Below are 16,673 nucleotides of genomic sequence, written 5' to 3'. Positions count from 1 at the left end.
CAATTACTTGTTGATCTTGACGACCTGGCCGGCGCCCACGGTCCGACCACCCTCACGGATGGCGAACTTCAGGCCCTCCTCCATGGCGACGGGCTGGATCAGCTCGACGGTCATGGCGGTGTTGTCGCCCGGCATGACCATCTCGGTGCCCTCGGGGAGGGTCACGACGCCGGTCACGTCCGTGGTACGGAAGTAGAACTGCGGGCGGTAGTTGTTGAAGAACGGGGTGTGACGGCCACCCTCGTCCTTCGACAGGATGTAGGCCTGGGCCTCGAACTCGGTGTGCGGCGTGACCGAACCGGGCTTGATGATGACCTGGCCGCGCTCGACATCCTCGCGCTTGATGCCACGGAGGAGCAGACCGACGTTCTCACCGGCCTGGCCCTCGTCGAGCAGCTTGCGGAACATCTCGATGCCGGTGACCGTGGTGGTGACCTTCTCGGTCTTGATACCGACGATGTCGACGGTCTCGTTGACCTTGAGGACACCACGCTCGATACGACCGGTGACGACGGTGCCACGACCGGTGATCGTGAAGACGTCCTCGATCGGCATCAGGAACGGCTTGTCGACGTCACGCTCGGGCTGCGGGATCGCCTCGTCGACGGCGGCCATCAGGTTCAGGACCGACTGGCCCCACTCCTTGTCGCCCTCGAGCGCCTTGAGCGCCGAGACCTTGACGACCGGCAGGTCGTCGCCCGGGAACTCGTACTCGGAGAGGAGCTCACGAACCTCGAGCTCGACGAGCTCCAGGATCTCCTCGTCGTCCACCATGTCGGCCTTGTTCAGGGCGACGACGATGTACGGAACGCCGACCTGGCGGGCCAGGAGCACGTGCTCCTTGGTCTGCGGCATCGGGCCGTCGGTGGCCGCGACCACGAGGATGGCGCCGTCCATCTGCGCCGCACCCGTGATCATGTTCTTGATGTAGTCCGCGTGACCGGGGCAGTCGACGTGGGCGTAGTGACGCGACTCGGTCTGGTACTCGACGTGCGCGATGGAGATGGTGATACCGCGCTGGCGCTCCTCAGGAGCCTTGTCGATCTGGTCGAAGGCCGAGGCCTCGTTCAGGTCCGGGTACGCGTCGTGCAGCACCTTGGTAATGGCGGCCGTGAGGGTCGTCTTACCGTGGTCGATGTGACCGATGGTGCCGATGTTGACGTGCGGCTTAGTCCGCTCGAACTTCGCCTTCGCCACTGGGGTCCTCCTGGAGTGGTTCTGAACGCCTTGCTTCATCGGCGCCAGGTGATCTTTGCTGGGATGCCATCCGCCGGGGCCCGATTCCTCGGGTTTCGGGGGTCGAAGCCCCGGCGACTGGTGTCAAGCCTAAAGCGTGCACTCGGGTGAGTTACTCGCCCTTGGCCTTCGCGATGATCTCCTCGGCGACGTTCCGGGGAACCTCGGCGTAGGAGTCGAACTGCATCGAGTAGCTTGCGCGACCCGAGGTCTTGCTGCGGAGGTCTCCGACGTAGCCGAACATCTCCGAGAGGGGCACGAGGCCCTTCACGACGCGAGCGCCGCTGCGCTCCTCCATGGCCTGAATCTGACCACGGCGGGAGTTGATGTCACCGATGACCTCGCCCATGTAGTCCTCGGGCGTGGTGACCTCGACGGACATCATCGGCTCGAGGATGACCGGCGAAGCCTTGCGCGCGGCCTCCTTGAAGGCCTGCGAGCCGGCGATCTTGAACGCGAGCTCGGAGGAGTCGACCTCGTGGTAGCCACCGTCGAGAAGGATGACGCGGACGCCAGTCATCTCGTAGCCGGCCAGGATGCCGAACTGCATGGCCTCCTGCGCACCGGCGTCGACCGAAGGGATGTACTCCTTCGGGATGCGGCCACCGGTGACCTTGTTCACGAACTCGTACGAGGCGTCGCCGCCCTCGATGGGCTCGATCGCGATCTGCACCTTGGCGAACTGACCGGTACCACCGGTCTGCTTCTTGTGGGTGAAGTCCACGCGCTCGACGGCCTTGCGGATCGTCTCGCGGTACGCGACCTGCGGCTTGCCGACGTTCGCCTCGACCTTGAACTCGCGACGCATACGGTCGACGAGGATGTCGAGGTGAAGCTCGCCCATACCACCGATGATGGTCTGGCCGGTCTCCTCGTCCGAGTGAACCTGGAAGGAGGGGTCCTCCTCCGCGAGACGCTGGATGGCGACACCCAGCTTCTCCTGGTCACCCTTGGACTTGGGCTCGATCGCGACCTGAATGACCGGCGCCGGGAAGTCCATGGACTCCAGGATGACCGGGTTCTTCTCGTCGCACAGCGTCTCACCGGTGGTGGTCTGCTTCAGGCCCATGACGGCGACGATGTCGCCGGCGCCCACCGAGTCGATCTCCTCACGCTTGTTCGCGTGCATGCGGTAGATCTTGCCGATGCGCTCACGCTTGCCCTTGACGGAGTTCAGCACCGAGGTGCCGGCCTCCAGGCGACCGGAGTAGATCCGGACGAAGGTGAGCTTGCCGAGGTGCGGGTCGCTCGCGATCTTGAAGGCGAGCGCGGAGAGCGGCTCGTCCTCGGAAGGCTTGCGCCTCACGACGACCTCGGCGTCCTTGACGTCGTGGCCCTCGATGGCCTCGACGTCCAGGGGCGAGGGGAGGTAGCGGACGACCGCGTCGAGCAGGGGCTGAACACCCTTGTTCTTGAACGCGGTGCCACAGAAGACGGGGGTGATCGTCTTCTCGCCGCCACCCTTGCCGGAGGCAATGGTGATACGACGGATCGCGGCGTACAGCTGCTCCTCGGTGGGCTCCTGGCCCTCGAGGAAGAGCTCCATGATCCCTTCGTCGTTCTCGGCGACGGTCTCGACCAGCTTGCCGCGCCACTCTTCAGCAGCCTCGGTGTGCGTGGCCGGGATGTCGACGACGTCGTACATCTCGCCCTTGGTCGCCTCGGCGGACCAGACCAGAGCCTTCATGCGGACGAGGTCCACAACACCCTGGAAGTCCATCTCGGAACCGATGGGGAGCTGCATGACGATCGGGACGGCGCCGAGGCGCTCCACGATCATGTCGACACAGCGGTGGAACTCGGCGCCCGTACGGTCGAGCTTGTTGACGAAGCAGATACGCGGAACGCCGTAGCGGTCCGCCTGACGCCAGACAGTCTCGGACTGGGGCTCGACACCGGCGACGCCGTCGAACACCGTCACCGCACCGTCGAGCACGCGGAGCGAACGCTCCACCTCGACGGTGAAGTCGACGTGGCCCGGGGTGTCGATGATGTTGATGGTGTGGTCGACGTCCTCGAGCGGCCAGTGGCAGGTCGTCGCGGCGGACGTGATCGTGATGCCGCGCTCCTGCTCCTGCTCCATCCAGTCCATCGTGGCAGCGCCGTCGTGGACTTCACCGATCTTGTACGAGACGCCGGTGTAGAACAGGATCCGCTCGGTGGTGGTCGTCTTGCCCGCGTCGATGTGAGCCATGATGCCGATGTTGCGCACCTTGGCAAGGTCAAGCGAAGTGGTAGCCATATCGGCTCAGTCTTCTCTCGGTCTCGATGTGGGTTGCGACTACCAGCGGTAGTGCGCGAAGGCCTTGTTGGACTCGGCCATCTTGTGCGTGTCCTCACGCTTCTTGACCGAAGCACCGAGGCCGTTGGAGGCGTCGAGGAGCTCGTTCATGAGGCGCTCGGTCATGGTCTTCTCGCGACGGGCGCGGGAGTAACCCACGAGCCAGCGGAGCGCGAGGGTGGAGGCGCGACCGGGCTTGACCTCGATCGGCACCTGGTAGGTGGCGCCACCGACACGGCGGGACTTGACCTCGAGGGACGGCTTCACGTTCTCGAGGGCGCGCTTCAGCGTGATGACCGGGTCGTTGCCGGTCTTCTCGCGGAGGCCTTCCATGGCGCCGTAGACGATGCGCTCGGCGGTGGAACGCTTGCCGTCCAGCAGGATCTTGTTGATCAGCGAGGTGACAAGAGGAGAGCTGTAGACCGGGTCGATGATGACCGGGCGCTTCGGGGCGGGGCCCTTACGAGGCATTCTTACTTCTCCTTCTTGGCGCCGTAGCGGCTGCGAGCCTGCTTACGGTTCTTGACGCCCTGCGTGTCGAGGGAACCGCGGATGATCTTGTAGCGAACACCCGGCAGGTCCTTCACACGGCCACCACGCACGAGCACGATGGAGTGCTCCTGCAGGTTGTGACCCTCACCCGGGATGTAGGCCGTGACCTCGATGCCCGAGGTCAGACGCACACGCGCGACCTTACGGAGGGCCGAGTTCGGCTTCTTCGGGGTGGTCGTGAACACACGCGTGCAGACGCCGCGACGCTGAGGGGAACCCTCGAGTGCGGGCGTCTTGTTCTTCTCGACCTTGTCCTGCCGGCCCTTCCGGACCAGCTGCTGGATCGTAGGCACTACTTCTCCGGTTTCTGTGTGCCGTCGTAAAACTAACCTGGAACACAGCACCGACCCACGCGGTCGGGTGTGTCGAATACTGCGGACCTCCGCCGAGGGCGGAAAAGGCGCAGATTGCGGTGGCCGTTGACGAACTCGCCGTGCGGCTGATGACACGCACACGAGCCCAGGCACACCCCAGGCACAAGGTCTGAGCGTACCTACCGCATGGACTCCGGTCAAAACAAATGCCCCGCAGCCCGGGCACCCGGCCGACGTGGGAGAACACGGAAGGGGGGCCGGGAGGGCGGAGGGCCTCCGACCGGGGGCCATCCCTGGGGCGGGGACGACGAGGGCCGGGGCCCTGGGCTACGCCCCTGGGGCAGGGAGCCGACGCGATTCACCGGGGCACCTCCGGGAGCTCCCCCAGGGGCGGGGCAGCGCGGAGGCGAACGTCTCGGGGGCGGGCGGCTCGGAGGCGGGGCAGCTCGAAGGCGGGCGGCTCCAGGGCCGGTGCCTCAAGCGGCGGGGCAGCTCAGCAGCCCGGGCACCCCAGTGGCCGTGCGCCTCAGGGCCCGGCGCCTCAGCGGCGGGGCGGTGAGGCGGGTCGGGCGTCGGGGCTCACCGCGGGGGTGGTCGACCGAGGAGCCGGGGTCGACGTCACCCCGGCCCCTGCTCGTACTCCCCGACCGGGATCCCCGCTCAGTCCCGCGCGGCACGCCGCGCATCCGGCGCGTCACCGCTCTCGGTGCCGCCCTGCGCGCCTTCGTCGTCGGGCTCCAGGAACTGGTTCACCACCTTGATGAAGACGCCGAGCCGCTCGTCGGGGACACCGAGCCAGCGCGCGAAGTCCTCCATGGTCGGCTGCCAGTCGTTCGGCGGGAGCAGATCCGCCGCGATCGGCAGCTCCTCCGGCGTCACCCGGCCGGACCGGATCAACATGTCGCGGACGGACACCCCGAGCAGCGGGGCGATCCTGCGCATGGTCTCCAGGTCGGGCATGCTCTGCCGCTGCAGCAGCCGCGTGACGGCGGCGCGGTGGACCCCCGCCTCGTCCGCGATCCGGGACTTCCCGCCGCCGCGCGGGCTGTCGATGTCGTAGCCGCGCTCTCTCATCAGGCTTTCGACCCAGCCTGCGAATTCGTCCAGCCCACGAGTGGTCATGTACCGCTCCTCACTCCTCCAGGCGCCACACTCTAGCGTGCTTGCGCGCACGGAATTACGTGCTTTCGGGCGCGCAATCGTGTCGAAACGGTAAAGGCATCTCCACATTTTTGTTGCGCGCCCGCACGCAACATGTAACGCTGGCTCGCCGCCGACCGCATCGGCCTCCTGAGCCCCAGGGACCTCACCGGCCCCACGGGACCCATTGGCCCCGGAGATGGAGAACACCTTGCCCTTGCCCGATTTCCCCTCCTGGCAGGCCGCCGCCGCGTGCGCCGGCCTCTCCCCGGCCGTCGTCTTCGCCCGCCGCGCCCAGCAGGCGGCCCCGGCACTGCGCGCATGCGAGGTCTGCCCCGTGCGTCGCGAGTGCGAGCAGACCGTCGCACCGGCGGAGAGCTACTTCGACGGCGTCTGCGCGGGACGTCTGTGGCGCAACGGCCGCGCGGTGCCCGCGGCGCGGGTCCGTACGGGACTGGCGACACGGACACGCACGGCGGCCGGCGCGGCCCACACGCCGATATCCGCGACCAGGAGCGTCCGTTGAGCGACCGCAGCGCCATGGACCGGATCGTCACCGACATCACCCTCTGGACGGCCGCGCTCGCCCGCCACTTCCCCGAACTCGCCGAGGAGCTCGCGCCCGGACGCCGCTCTCCCGCCGGGACCGCATCGACCGCTCCGCACCCGGGGCGCGACGACCTGATCCGCGAGGAGCGACGCGAGGCGCTGCTGCTGGAACAGCGGCACGGTCTCGTGGTCCCCGGACACGGCGCGGCGCCGATCCGGCTTCATGTGTCCGACGCGATCCGCGACGTCACCGACGGCGTGGTGGAGCTGGAGGAGGCGGTACGCGCCCGGCTCGGGCTCCCCCGTCCCGGCCGCGCCCCGGTCGTCGAACGGCTCCGGCGCACGATCGCGCTGCTCGACGACATCGCGGCCCACCCCGACCTGGCCCGGCACGTGCGGGACGAGCTGCGTCGCATGGCCCGGCGCTGCGCGCGCACGCTGGGCGACGCGGAGCAGGTCGTACGCGTCTCGGGGCGCTGCCCCTGGTGCGACTCGGTGTCGCTGCGGGCGTTCCCCGACCGGCGCGCCGTGCTCTGCGTGAACCCGGCCTGCACCTGTACCGACGAGGAGTGCGGCTGTCAGGACGACCCGGCCTACCGCCATCTGTGGCCCGAGGCGGAGTGGGGCGACCTGGCGGACGCGGCGGGCTGCCGTACCGAGGAACTCGACGCCGCGATGGAGGAGAACCCGTGCTGATGTCCCTGAGTCCGGCCACCCTGATCCCCGGGCCGCTGGCGGCCGAGGAGGCGGGGGTCGCACCGGCGACGATCCGCAAGTGGGTCCAGCTGGGTCACCTCCGGGCGGCCGGCAAGGCGGGCCGGGCCCAGTTGTTCCGCCTGGAGGACGTCTTCGCCGCGGAACGCGCGACCCGCCGCAAGCCCCGCCCCTCGACGTGACCGACGCACCTCCCCCGAAGAGCGCCCCCTGTCCCTCAGGACAGGGGGCGCTCGCCGTTCCCCGGGGCGCCATTCCCCGCTCGCCGCTTCCCGGGAGCCGCTCCCCGGCACCGCTTCCCGCTCGCCGTTTCCCGAGCGCCGTTCCCCGGGGCGCCGTTCCCGAGCGCCGTTCCCCGGGGCGCCGTTCCCGAGCGCCGTTCCCCGCCCGGCGTTTCCCAGGCGCCCGTTCCACGCCCGCCGTTTCCCGCTCGCCGTTTCTCGAGCACCGTCCCCCGCCCGCCGTTCCCGAGCGCCGTTCCCCGGGGCGCCGCTCCCCGGGCGCCGCTTCCCGCCCGCCGTTCCCCGGGCGCCCCTTCCCGCTCGGCGTTCCCCAGGCGCGCGGGCCGGGCCCGCGGGCCGGGACCCCGACGTATCCCGAGGGGCCCTGGAGCCCGTTTCCGGCCCCGCCCACGAATTAGTTGCGTGCGCGCACGCTCTCTGTCACAGTTGGTGCAGCGGCGGAGCTGTGCCCGAACGACGGGCCACGGCTTCGCCGTTCGCCGTCCGGGTGCGCTGCCGCGCCCCTCCCCTCCCGCAGGCGCGCCCCGGGCGGCGCCCGTCCAGGACCCCTCTTCGAGGAGAACCGTCATGACCACTCCCCCGAGTGCTTTCCCGGACGTCGAGAAGCTGGTCGTCGACGTCCTCAAGGCCGACCCCGCCCTGGCGGGCGCCACCATCGCGGTCCATGCGCCGGCCGGCTTCGACGGCACGCAGAGCGCCGTGCTCGTGAACCGCCGCGGCGGCGCCTGGATCGGCGACCTGCACGTCGACATGCCGCTGATCGAGTTCGAGGTGTACGGGCCGAGCAAGAACGCGGCCCACGTCCTCGCCAACGCGGCACGGCGGGCCCTGCTCGCCACGATCGGCAAGCAGATCGGCGCCACCAACGTCGTCCACGACGTCGAGGAGCAGGACGGGCCCCGCTGGCTGCCCGACTACCTCTACCGGGGCGCCAACCGCTACCTGTGCGTCATCCGCCTCTCCCTGAGCGTCTTCTGAGCCCTCGCCCTCCCTGACGGACGCTCACCCCACAGACCAGGCCCCGCCATCCCGGCGGGGCCTTTGCCGTACCCGGGCCCGACGCCCGGGGCGGTCACCCTCTCACCCAAGGAGAAACCCCACCATGGCAGGAAACAACTCCGCCGAGATCCGCGTCGCAGGCGTCGGCAAGCTCTACGTGGCCAACGCCGGCACCGACATCCCGGCCTTCGGCACCGACTCCGCCACCGACTGGGCGTCCTGGACGGACCTCGGCTTCACCACCGGTGACGGCGTCACCTTCTCGAAGAAGGACAAGCTGGAGGCCATCGACTCGTGGCAGTCCGTCTCCCCGGTGCACTACATCTACTCGGCCCGTGACCTCTCGCTGAAGTTCTCCATGCTCCAGTTCAACGAGGACACGCTGCCGTTCTTCATGGGCGGCGGAAAGGTCGAGGCGGCGGCCGCGCCGGCGACCGACACCTACAAGTACGAGATCGCCGAGCGTCCGTTCGCGGACGTGCGCGCCCTCGGCCTGGAGTTCACCGACGTCAAGGCCGGTGGCACGACCGCGGTCACCTACCGCTTCATCATCCCGCGCGGCCAGGTCACCGCGTCCGACGACATCAAGCTGGCCCGCAAGGCGGCGTCGCAGCTGGGCATCACCTTCACGGCCATGTCGAACGGCAACGGCAAGCCGCTGGCCTCCTTCCTCATGAAGGACAGCCAGTACAGCACCACCGTCTGATCCCTGCTCCACCCCGGGGCGGGACGGCGGACCGTCGTCCCGCCCCGCCCCCTCTCCTCTTCACTCGCTCGAACAAGGAGTACGCATCACCATGGCCCGTTTCGACGTCAACGCCGCCCGCGCCCAGCGCCTGGAGGCCACCGGCAGCAGCTGGTCCTTCGAGCTGGACGGCGAGAGCTACACCCTTCCCACCGAACTCGGCCGCGCGACCGCCAAGGCTCTGCGCAAGCTCGACGACAACGACGTGGACGGCCTGCTCGCGCTCCTGATGGGTGAGAAGCAGTTCGCTCGGTTCGAGCAGCACGACATCACGATGCAGGACATCGCCGCCATCCTGGAGGCCTACGGCAAGGAGACCGGGCTCGGCCTGGGGGAAGACTGAGCCTCGTCGAGTTCGTCGACGAACACGCCGAGGCCCTTGAGGCGGACCTGCTCCGCTACTACGGCACCGATCTCCTCGACTGGTACCGCGGCGGGCTCTCCAGCCGTCGTCTCTACACACTGATCAAGTATCTGCCGGCGGACGGCGCCGTCCAGCGCGAGCTCCACGGGGAAGCCGCGGAGTGGTCGATCTCGGACCATCTCCTCGCGGCGGCGGTGGACCATCTGGCCGTCGCCAACTGGATGTTCATGTGTGTCAATTCCGGCGAGGACGACGACCAGCCCGATCCCCCGAAGCCCGTTCCTCGTCCGGGAGTCGCCGACGAGGACGAGGAGCGGGGCGGGTCGTCCACGCAGGAGGGCGCCGCCGAGGTGGTCTCCCCCGGAGCACTCGCCCGGTTCTTCGGCTGATGCCACACCCCCGCAGCCCCCGGAGGGCCGTTCCCGTCAGGGAGCGGGCTCCGGGGGCGCTTCCTGTGCTCGCTCGGCCGTCAGCTCCTGCTCCAGGGCCCTGGCCCGATCGGAGAGCCGACGCCCCCTGCCGGGGCGCGTCTCGGCTTCGACGGGCTCCGGTTCGACGTGCTCGGACTCGCGGCGGTCGGCGCCGGAGCCCGACTGGACGGGCACCCCGGCGAGCGGCGGCACGATCGGGCGCCCGCCCTTGCCCCGGACGACCTTCCGTACCGGCTGGGCGTTCCGGCGGGTACGGCTCTCCTGAGCGGTCACGAGGACGTCCAGCTCCGACTCCGGTTCGGGTCCCGTCTGGTGCTCGGGTTCGGGTTCGGGACGCTGGGGGCGCTGTTCGAACAGCTCGCGCTCCCTGCGGACCCGCTCCTCGGCCTCGACGACGGCCGCGGGCGGTTCGAGAAGCCGGGCGAAGGGCAGTGCGATGACCCGGGCACCCTCCGGGCCGACGTCCGTACGCCGCTGGGGTCGGCGGATCCCACGCGCGTCACCCTGACCCTGCGCGTAGGCGTCGGCGACACGCTTCTCGTACTCCCGGCGAATGCGGGGGAGTTCGTCGGCCACGGCCTCGGCCCAGCCGGCGGTGAAGGCGGTCGTCTCGCGACGGTCGACCTCGCCCCGGGGGATCACGACGAGCTCCTCGGGGGCGTGCCCTTGGACGTGGACGAGCTCCGAGAGACGTGCGAAGAGATGGGGCAGATCGGGCTGGGAGGCGAACCAGTCGACGACCCGCTCCCGCCGGTTGGCGCCCGGCTCCGTGTCCATGCGTGAGTACTGCCTTCCAACCCCCAGGGGTCCCCCCGCGCGCCCCGCGCGCCCCTCGCCCCCCGAAACGGTCGGGTCCAGGGAACGCGTCCTCCAGGTTACCCGGTCGAACACAAGCTCTGTTCCGGCGCCAACCTCACCCGGGAACAAGCCAGGAGACACACCGTCAGGTGTTTCCGGCTCGACAAACACCGAACAGATGTTCCACACTGCTATTCGCACAGCAGTTCGAACACGTGGTGCCCCCGCTCCTCACTCCGCGGCGCCGCCACACACGCAAGGGCACGTAACGGGAAGGCAGGCGTCCATGACCCAGCAGGCCGAGGCATCGCGACCGCACACCCCTCTCCAGGACCGCCTCCGCCAGCTCCTCGACGGACCCGTCGCCCTCGACAAGAGAGCGCTGCTCGGCACGCTGTACGCCGAGGTCACCCGCTGCGAGACCCTCGCGTATACAGCGGGCTGGAACGACGCCCTCGCGACGACGCGACGCGACTCCCGCCGAAGCGACGACGCCTAGCCGCCCGACCGCCCTTCACGCACGAGCCCCTGCCGAAGTTCCTTGCCGGCAGGGGCTTTTCGGCATGGCCGTCACCGGCCGGAAGCGGAGGAATCCATGGGAAAGACGATCGACGACGTCTCCCAGGAGATAGCCCAACTCAAGAACGACCTGGCCACGGGCACCGTGAAGCTCACGTACAAGGTTCCCGACGACAAGAACCCCGACAAGGCGATCGACAAGGAGGCGCTGGTCTCCAAGCTCAAGCACCACCTCATCGGAGACTCCCCCAAGATCCTCACGGAGGAAGCCGCGGCGCCGTGGGTCAAGCAGATCGGCGACATCCACGAGGAGGCCACGAAGGCGCCCCTGACGGAGTGGCTCGAAGCGGCCGGCCTCGACGGTGTCGCCGCCGGCGTCGAGAAGATCTACGAGGGCAAGAACTTCGGAGTCATCTGGCCGTACTTCCTCTCGGCCTTCATGGGCCTCGCCGTCCCCGCGCTCGGCCTCCTGCTGGCGGCGAAGTCGATCGACATCGTCCGGAACGTCACGGACAAGCTCTTCGGCTGGGTCATCGCCAACAACGAGAACGGCGGGTGGAGTCGCCAGAACCGCGAGGACGTCGAGCGCCGGGAGCGCCGGGTCTTCAACGGCGGCGCCGGCCTCGCCGACCTTCCGGAGACCCCGGACTTCGGGCCCCTGCGGCGGCAGCTCGAGGAGCTGAATCCGCATCTGGTGACGTTCAACGACCAGGCCCCCTCGTTCATCAGGGAGTTCCGCAAGCTTCCCAAGGAGTCCGCGGCCACCAAGGCGGCGGCGGGCGTCAAGAAGATCGCCGACGCCATCAAGGACATCGACCACACGCGGATGCAACCGGTCGCCACCGGCGTCGGCAAGATCCAGGAGGCCGTGCGGGACGCGGACCCCCGGAAGATCGAGAAGGTCGCCAAGGCCACCGAGAAGCTCAAGCTCGCCACGACCAACTTCAACCCGGACAGGGTCCCGAAGGCGGAACCACTGCAGGACGCGGCCACCGCGGCAGGGAACCTGGCCCGGCAGATCGGCCCCCTGGACCGCGCGCTGGCCGGCCTCCGGACGACCGTCGGGCAGCTCAACACAGGGCTCTCCTGACCCACCCCACCACGAAAGGAGGTAACCCATGTCTCTCGTCAGGTCCCTGAAGAACGCGTCCACGTCCCTGAGCGCCCTCAAGACGCAGGCATCCGGCGCCGCGACCTCGGTCAAGAAGGTCGGTGACGCCGGCAGGACGGCGAACGGTCAGCTCAAGAACCTCAAGACCGGTGCCCAGGGCGCCGGCACCCAGCTGAAGAACCTCAGGACCGCCTCGGACCAGGCCGAGCGCGCCATGCAGAAGGCCGGTCAGACCGGTCAGTCCGCCGGCGCCAAGCTCGGGAAGTTCGAATCCGGCGCCAACAAGGCCGCCAAGGGCCAGGACAAGCTCAACAAGTCCATGAAGGGCAACTTCCTGGCCCGTCTGATCGAGCTGTTCATGCCGCTCATCGAGAAGATCGTCGAGATGGCGATGCGCTCGAAGACCATGCAGACGATCATGAAGAAGGCCTTCAGCGCCATCAAGACCGTGATCAGCTCGGTCATGAAGGCCATCGGCCCGATCATGAAGAAGGCCGGCGATCTGATCAAGACGGTCTGGAACGGCATCAAGAAGGCCGTCTCCACCGTCGTCAAGGCCGTCGCCACCGTCATCAAGACCTACGTGAAGATCTGGAAGACGGTCATCACCACGGTCATGAACGCCATCAAGACGGTCGTGCGGACCGTCTGGAACGGCATCAAGGCCGTGATCACCCCGGTGGTCAACTGGATCAAGACGACGATCCCGAACGCCTTCAAGGCCGTGAAGGACAAGATGTCGTCCATCTGGAACGGCCTCAAGGACATCGCGTCCCGGGCGTTCAACGGCATCAAGAGCGGGGTGTCCGGCCCGATCAACGCCGTCATCGGCCTGATCAACCGGATGATCGGCAGCCTGAACCGGGTCAAGGTCAGCGTCCCCGGCTGGGTGCCCGTCGTCGGCGGCAAGACCTTCGGCGTCAACATCCCGACCATCCCCATGCTCGCCACCGGTGGTGTCGTCATGCCCCGCTCCGGCGGTGTCCCGGCGATCCTCGCCGAGGCCGGCGAGGCCGAGGCCGTCCTCCCGCTCTCCAAGCTGGACCGGCTGCTCGCCCTCACCGCCCGGCGCGCCCGCGCGTCGGCGCAGATGCAGGCGGGCGGCCGCGCCGGCGCCGGACTGCACATCGAGCACTACCACGCGTCCCGCGGGAGCGACCCGCAGTCGACGGCGGACGCACTGATGTACCTGGCGAAGGCGCGCGGATGAGTGCCGCCGCGTTCGCCATGCCGCGGTTCGGGAGCGTCACGCCGGTGGTGGCCTCCCTGCGGCAGAGCGCGGGCCAGGCGGGCGACGCCCTGAAGCGGATCACCCGGGAGGTCGGACGGGTGGCCGGCGGCATGGAGGGGTTCGCCACCTCCGTCCGTACCGCCGGGACGAACGTACGCACCCTCGGCACCCATGCCTCCGGCGCGTCGACGTCCCTGCGACGGATACGGCAGGCCGGCCCCGCCAACGGGGTGCGGCGCTTCGGCACCGCCGCCGGGAAGGCGAGGACGGCGGCCGGCAAGCTCGGCACCGGCGTGGGCGCGCTGCTCGCGATCATCGGTCCGCTGCTGCCGGTCACCGATGTCATCGGCAAGCTGATGGAGACCTACGGAACGGTCATGACCGTCGCCTCGGTCGCCATGATCGCCGTCAACGTCGCCATGCGGGCCAACCCGATCGGCTTCCTCGTCGGCATCATCGTGCCCATCGCCGCGTACCTCATCGAGCTCGCGGTGAACTCCCAGACCGGCCAGAAGATCATCCGGCAGGTCTTCGAGCAGGCCCTCAAGGGCTTCAAAGCGGTCTGGACGTTCCTGCAGCCGATCATGAAGGCCCTCGGCAAGGCCGTCGGGACGTACTTCAAGGGCTATCTGACCCTCTTCATCACGGCCCTGAAGGCCATCGGCTCCGGCATCAGCGGCATCTCCAAGGTCGGCTCCGCCGTCTCCTCCGCCTCCCACGCGCTGCGGTCCATCGCCTCCCGCACGATCGGCGGCATCAAGGGCGCCGTGAAGCCGGTCCTGTCCTTCGTCACGGACAGGATCCCCGGCTTCTTCCGCACCGCCAAGGACGCGGTCAGCAGGGCCATGCGCGGCATCGGCGACCTCGTCAAGGGCGCCCTGAGCACCGTCATCGGCGTCGTCAAAGGCCCGATCAACGGACTCATCGCCTTCGCCAACTGGATCATCGACGGTCTGAACGAGCTCAGCTTCGAGATCCCCCTCACCGGCAAGAAGTTCGGCGTCGAACTCGACAAGATCCCGATGCTCGCCGAGGGCGGCATCGTCCTCCCCGGCACGGCGGACGACTACCGCATCGACCCGCTCTCCCAGCTGGAGAACCGTCGCGTCCCCGCCCTCACGGAGGCCCCACGGCCGCCGCACCGCGTACGGGAGTTCCACGAACAGCCCGGCGCCGGACCCCGGTCGATCGCCGAGGACCTGCTCTTCCTCGCGACCGCCCACTCCTGACACCCATCCGAAGTGAGGTGACGGCCCCATGGCCGAGACCACAACCGCATACGCCGGAAACACCTACACCGCCGACCTCGCGCCCGGCTCACTGATCACCCAGGACGGGCAGATCCAGTGGGCCGGGCTTCTCATCGGCCCCGGCACCCCGTTCGCCGTCGACCGCTCCGGTCTCACCGGCTGGGAGGACCTGCCCGAGTACGACGCCTCCGACGCCGAACGCCCCACCTCGCACGGCGCCTGGCCCGGTTCCCGGTACGCCAAACCGCGCAAGGTCGGCGGCACGATCGTGCTGATGCCGGAGTGGAACCAGGCGCCGGACGCCATCCGCGCGCTGCGCCAGGCCCTCGCCCTGCTCGACGAGGAGCGCTGGCTCACCGTCCGTCTGCACGGCGAACTGCTCACCGTACGAGCCCGGATCGCGCAGCGCGTCATCCCCGCCGACCAGGGCTTCGCCACCCAGGGCAGCTCCAAGATGTCCATCCAGTGGCTCGCGGCCGACCCACGGCGGTACGTCGTCAACGAGGAGACCGCCACCACCACCGCCCCCCAGCCCGAGTCCGGCCTCACCTGGCCGCTGACCTGGCCGCTCGACTGGGGCCAGGCCACCAGCACCGGCGACGCCGTCGCCGTGAACAGCGGCTCGGCACCCACCCATCCGGTGATCGTCTTCCGCGGTCCGTGCTCCATGCCGACCGTCACCGAGCGGACCAGCCGCCGTCGGCTGCGGTACGCGATCGACCTGGCGGCCGGCGACCAGCTGGTCGTCGACACGGCCGCGGGCACCGTCACCCTCAACAACACCGCCTCCCGCCGCCACACCGCCATGGCCGACTCCAGCCCCGAGGAGCTGTTCCTCCTGGAGCCCGGCCGCACCGAGCTGGCCTTCCGCCCCGACGGAGCCACCAAGGACGCCCTGATGACGGTCCGCTGGCGCAGCGCCGAGTGGTGACAGCCCCTCCGACCACCCTCGAAGAGAGAGGTGCACCATGACCGTTTCCGCCGCCTGGCTCACGGCCACCGGCCAGACCCGCGAAGACACCCGCCTTGCCCTGGCCGCCCTGCTGACGCCCAGCGGACAGAGCGCCGAGGAGACCCCGCTGCGCTCCCGCCCCGGCATCGTGCCGGGCGGCTTCGCGCTGACCGGGACCGCGCCCATGCAGTGCACGATCGGCACCGGCCGGGCGATCGTCCAGGGCAAGGACACCGACCAGGGCGCCTACCTGGTCGCCGCCTCGGCGCCGCAGACGCTCACGATCGACGACGGCGACCCGCAGTACGACCGGATCGACCTGGTCGAGCTGGCCGTCGTCGACGACGCGTACGACAGGACCGGAACCACGGAAGCCGTCGTACGCCTGGTCAAGGGCAAGGCGGAGGCCGTTCCCGCCGTCCCGGCCAGCGGCCCCGGCAGCACGATCCCGCTCTACACGGTGACCGTCCGGGCCGGCACCTCGGCCGGCACCGGCGGCATCGCCTGGACCACCGGCGGGGTCGCCACCCAGCACTGGCCGGTGGTCGCGCTCGGCGGCATCACGCCCACGAGCGGCTTCAAGGGTGCGTACGCCGGCCAGTACCGGGACGCCGGCTCCACCCTCCAGCGCTGGGACGGCGCGACATGGATCTCGTACCCCAGGGCGCTCGGCGGCATCGCGCCCAGCGGCACGGCGACCGCCGGCGGCTACACCGGTCAGTACCGCGACAACTCCGGCGTCCTGCAGCGCTGGGACGGCCAGGCATGGCAGTACGCCCAGGGCAGCGCGAGCGTTCTCTTCTGCGCCTCGCAGACCCTGACGACCCAGGCCCAGAGCATCGCGCCGAGCACCTGGACCCCGCTCAACCTGCCGACGGTCGACGTCGACGAGGCGACCGGCTGGAACGGAACCCACACCTACACCGTGCCGCGCACCGGTTGGTGGCGGGTCTCGGCCCACGCCGTCTGGGCCAACGACGCCCAGACCGGGATGCGCGGCGCCCGCGTCGTGGTCAACGGCTCCGGCGTACAGCGCGCCACGTGGCTCACCCCGGCGGGCAACGGCGCCGTCGCCGTCGGCGGCCACGCCCTGCTGAAGCTGACGGCCGGCAACACGCTCCAGCTCGCCGGATACCAGAGCCACACCGCGGCGGTGAAGACCCTCGGCGGCTCCGGCTACGCCTGCACCCTCTCCGCCGAGTGGATCAAGTCCTGACCCCGGCCTCCCCACCCGCCTCCCCCGAT

Annotated in this window: 19 protein-coding genes; 13 read left to right on the top strand and 6 right to left on the bottom strand. The window is 69.4% G+C overall.

Annotated features, from left to right (window positions below; all coding sequences use genetic code 11):
* Positions 1 to 3 precede the first annotated feature (3 nt).
* The 5 genes from tuf to ACFQ7Q_RS06255 form a co-directional block, all read right to left on the bottom strand.
* Positions 4 to 1,197, bottom strand: coding sequence for an elongation factor Tu (gene tuf, locus ACFQ7Q_RS06275; RefSeq protein ID WP_361445373.1), 1,194 nt, complete (start codon positions 1,195 to 1,197; stop codon positions 4 to 6).
* A gap of 151 nt (positions 1,198 to 1,348) precedes the next feature.
* Positions 1,349 to 3,478, bottom strand: a complete 2,130-nt coding sequence (fusA, locus tag ACFQ7Q_RS06270) for an elongation factor G (protein ID WP_383550536.1) — start codon at positions 3,476 to 3,478, stop codon at positions 1,349 to 1,351.
* A gap of 39 nt (positions 3,479 to 3,517) precedes the next feature.
* Positions 3,518 to 3,988, bottom strand: a complete 471-nt coding sequence (gene rpsG / locus ACFQ7Q_RS06265; protein ID WP_003966970.1) for a 30S ribosomal protein S7 — start codon at positions 3,986 to 3,988, stop codon at positions 3,518 to 3,520.
* Between the two features lie 2 nt (positions 3,989 to 3,990).
* Entirely contained in the window at positions 3,991 to 4,362 is a 372-nt protein-coding gene (rpsL, locus tag ACFQ7Q_RS06260; RefSeq protein WP_003948652.1) for a 30S ribosomal protein S12, read from the bottom strand.
* A 681-nt stretch (positions 4,363 to 5,043) separates the two neighbouring features.
* Positions 5,044 to 5,505 (bottom strand): helix-turn-helix domain-containing protein, encoded by a 462-nt coding sequence (locus ACFQ7Q_RS06255; RefSeq protein ID WP_383550534.1) that lies wholly within the window; start codon positions 5,503 to 5,505, stop codon positions 5,044 to 5,046.
* 229 nt (positions 5,506 to 5,734) lie between these two features.
* Here ACFQ7Q_RS06255 and ACFQ7Q_RS06250 point away from each other — a divergent pair, with 229 nt between their 5' ends.
* The 7 genes from ACFQ7Q_RS06250 to ACFQ7Q_RS06220 all read left to right on the top strand — a co-directional run bounded on the left by ACFQ7Q_RS06250 (position 5,735) and on the right by ACFQ7Q_RS06220 (position 9,525).
* On the top strand, positions 5,735 to 6,049 hold the full coding sequence (locus ACFQ7Q_RS06250) for a WhiB family transcriptional regulator (RefSeq protein WP_383550532.1): 315 nt from the start codon (positions 5,735 to 5,737) through the stop codon (positions 6,047 to 6,049).
* Between the two features lie 14 nt (positions 6,050 to 6,063).
* Entirely contained in the window at positions 6,064 to 6,768 is a 705-nt protein-coding gene (locus ACFQ7Q_RS06245; protein WP_383550653.1) for a hypothetical protein, read from the top strand.
* Positions 6,768 to 6,968, top strand: coding sequence for a hypothetical protein (locus ACFQ7Q_RS06240; protein ID WP_383550530.1), 201 nt, complete (start codon positions 6,768 to 6,770; stop codon positions 6,966 to 6,968). Before ACFQ7Q_RS06245 ends, ACFQ7Q_RS06240 begins: the two co-directional genes overlap by 1 nt.
* A 627-nt stretch (positions 6,969 to 7,595) precedes the next feature.
* Positions 7,596 to 8,006, top strand: coding sequence for a hypothetical protein (locus ACFQ7Q_RS06235; RefSeq protein WP_383550528.1), 411 nt, complete (start codon positions 7,596 to 7,598; stop codon positions 8,004 to 8,006).
* 124 nt (positions 8,007 to 8,130) lie between these two features.
* Positions 8,131 to 8,733, top strand: coding sequence for a phage tail protein (locus ACFQ7Q_RS06230; RefSeq protein ID WP_383550526.1), 603 nt, complete (start codon positions 8,131 to 8,133; stop codon positions 8,731 to 8,733).
* A gap of 91 nt (positions 8,734 to 8,824) precedes the next feature.
* On the top strand, positions 8,825 to 9,115 hold the full coding sequence (locus ACFQ7Q_RS06225) for a hypothetical protein (protein ID WP_329117185.1): 291 nt from the start codon (positions 8,825 to 8,827) through the stop codon (positions 9,113 to 9,115).
* A gap of 215 nt (positions 9,116 to 9,330) precedes the next feature.
* Positions 9,331 to 9,525: a hypothetical protein gene (locus ACFQ7Q_RS06220; RefSeq protein ID WP_383550524.1), complete on the top strand. Its 195-nt coding sequence runs from the start codon at positions 9,331 to 9,333 to the stop codon at positions 9,523 to 9,525.
* 36 nt (positions 9,526 to 9,561) lie between these two features.
* Here the strand turns inward: ACFQ7Q_RS06220 and ACFQ7Q_RS06215 are convergent, their stop codons facing one another.
* On the bottom strand, positions 9,562 to 10,344 hold the full coding sequence (locus tag ACFQ7Q_RS06215) for a hypothetical protein (protein WP_383550522.1): 783 nt from the start codon (positions 10,342 to 10,344) through the stop codon (positions 9,562 to 9,564).
* Between the two features lie 307 nt (positions 10,345 to 10,651).
* Here ACFQ7Q_RS06215 and ACFQ7Q_RS06210 point away from each other — a divergent pair, with 307 nt between their 5' ends.
* From ACFQ7Q_RS06210 to ACFQ7Q_RS06185, 6 genes are all read left to right on the top strand, one after another.
* Positions 10,652 to 10,864 carry a hypothetical protein gene (locus tag ACFQ7Q_RS06210; RefSeq protein WP_383550520.1) on the top strand — a complete coding sequence of 71 codons (213 nt, stop codon included), beginning with the start codon at positions 10,652 to 10,654 and terminating at the stop codon, positions 10,862 to 10,864.
* Between the two features lie 96 nt (positions 10,865 to 10,960).
* Positions 10,961 to 11,974, top strand: a complete 1,014-nt coding sequence (locus ACFQ7Q_RS06205) for a hypothetical protein (protein ID WP_383550518.1) — start codon at positions 10,961 to 10,963, stop codon at positions 11,972 to 11,974.
* A gap of 28 nt (positions 11,975 to 12,002) precedes the next feature.
* Complete coding sequence (locus ACFQ7Q_RS06200; protein ID WP_383550516.1) at positions 12,003 to 13,205, top strand: phage tail protein; 1,203 nt, start codon at positions 12,003 to 12,005, stop codon at positions 13,203 to 13,205.
* The gene (locus tag ACFQ7Q_RS06195) at positions 13,202 to 14,455 is read left to right on the top strand and encodes a tape-measure protein (protein WP_383550514.1); all 1,254 of its coding nucleotides are present in this window, start codon (positions 13,202 to 13,204) and stop codon (positions 14,453 to 14,455) included. The genes ACFQ7Q_RS06200 and ACFQ7Q_RS06195 overlap by 4 nt, the downstream gene beginning before the upstream one ends.
* Before the next feature lie 28 nt (positions 14,456 to 14,483).
* Positions 14,484 to 15,407 carry a phage distal tail protein gene (locus ACFQ7Q_RS06190; RefSeq protein ID WP_383550512.1) on the top strand — a complete coding sequence of 308 codons (924 nt, stop codon included), beginning with the start codon at positions 14,484 to 14,486 and terminating at the stop codon, positions 15,405 to 15,407.
* A 37-nt stretch (positions 15,408 to 15,444) separates the two neighbouring features.
* Positions 15,445 to 16,644, top strand: a complete 1,200-nt coding sequence (locus ACFQ7Q_RS06185) for a hypothetical protein (RefSeq protein WP_383550510.1) — start codon at positions 15,445 to 15,447, stop codon at positions 16,642 to 16,644.
* The last annotated feature ends 29 nt before the right edge of the window (positions 16,645 to 16,673 follow it).

It is taken from the genome of Streptomyces sp. NPDC056527, assembly GCF_042794475.1.
In the GTDB taxonomy this organism is placed as follows: domain Bacteria; phylum Actinomycetota; class Actinomycetes; order Streptomycetales; family Streptomycetaceae; genus Streptomyces.
Note: the sequence above shows the minus strand (reverse complement) of the source record. Positions and strands in the feature narration are given on the sequence as shown.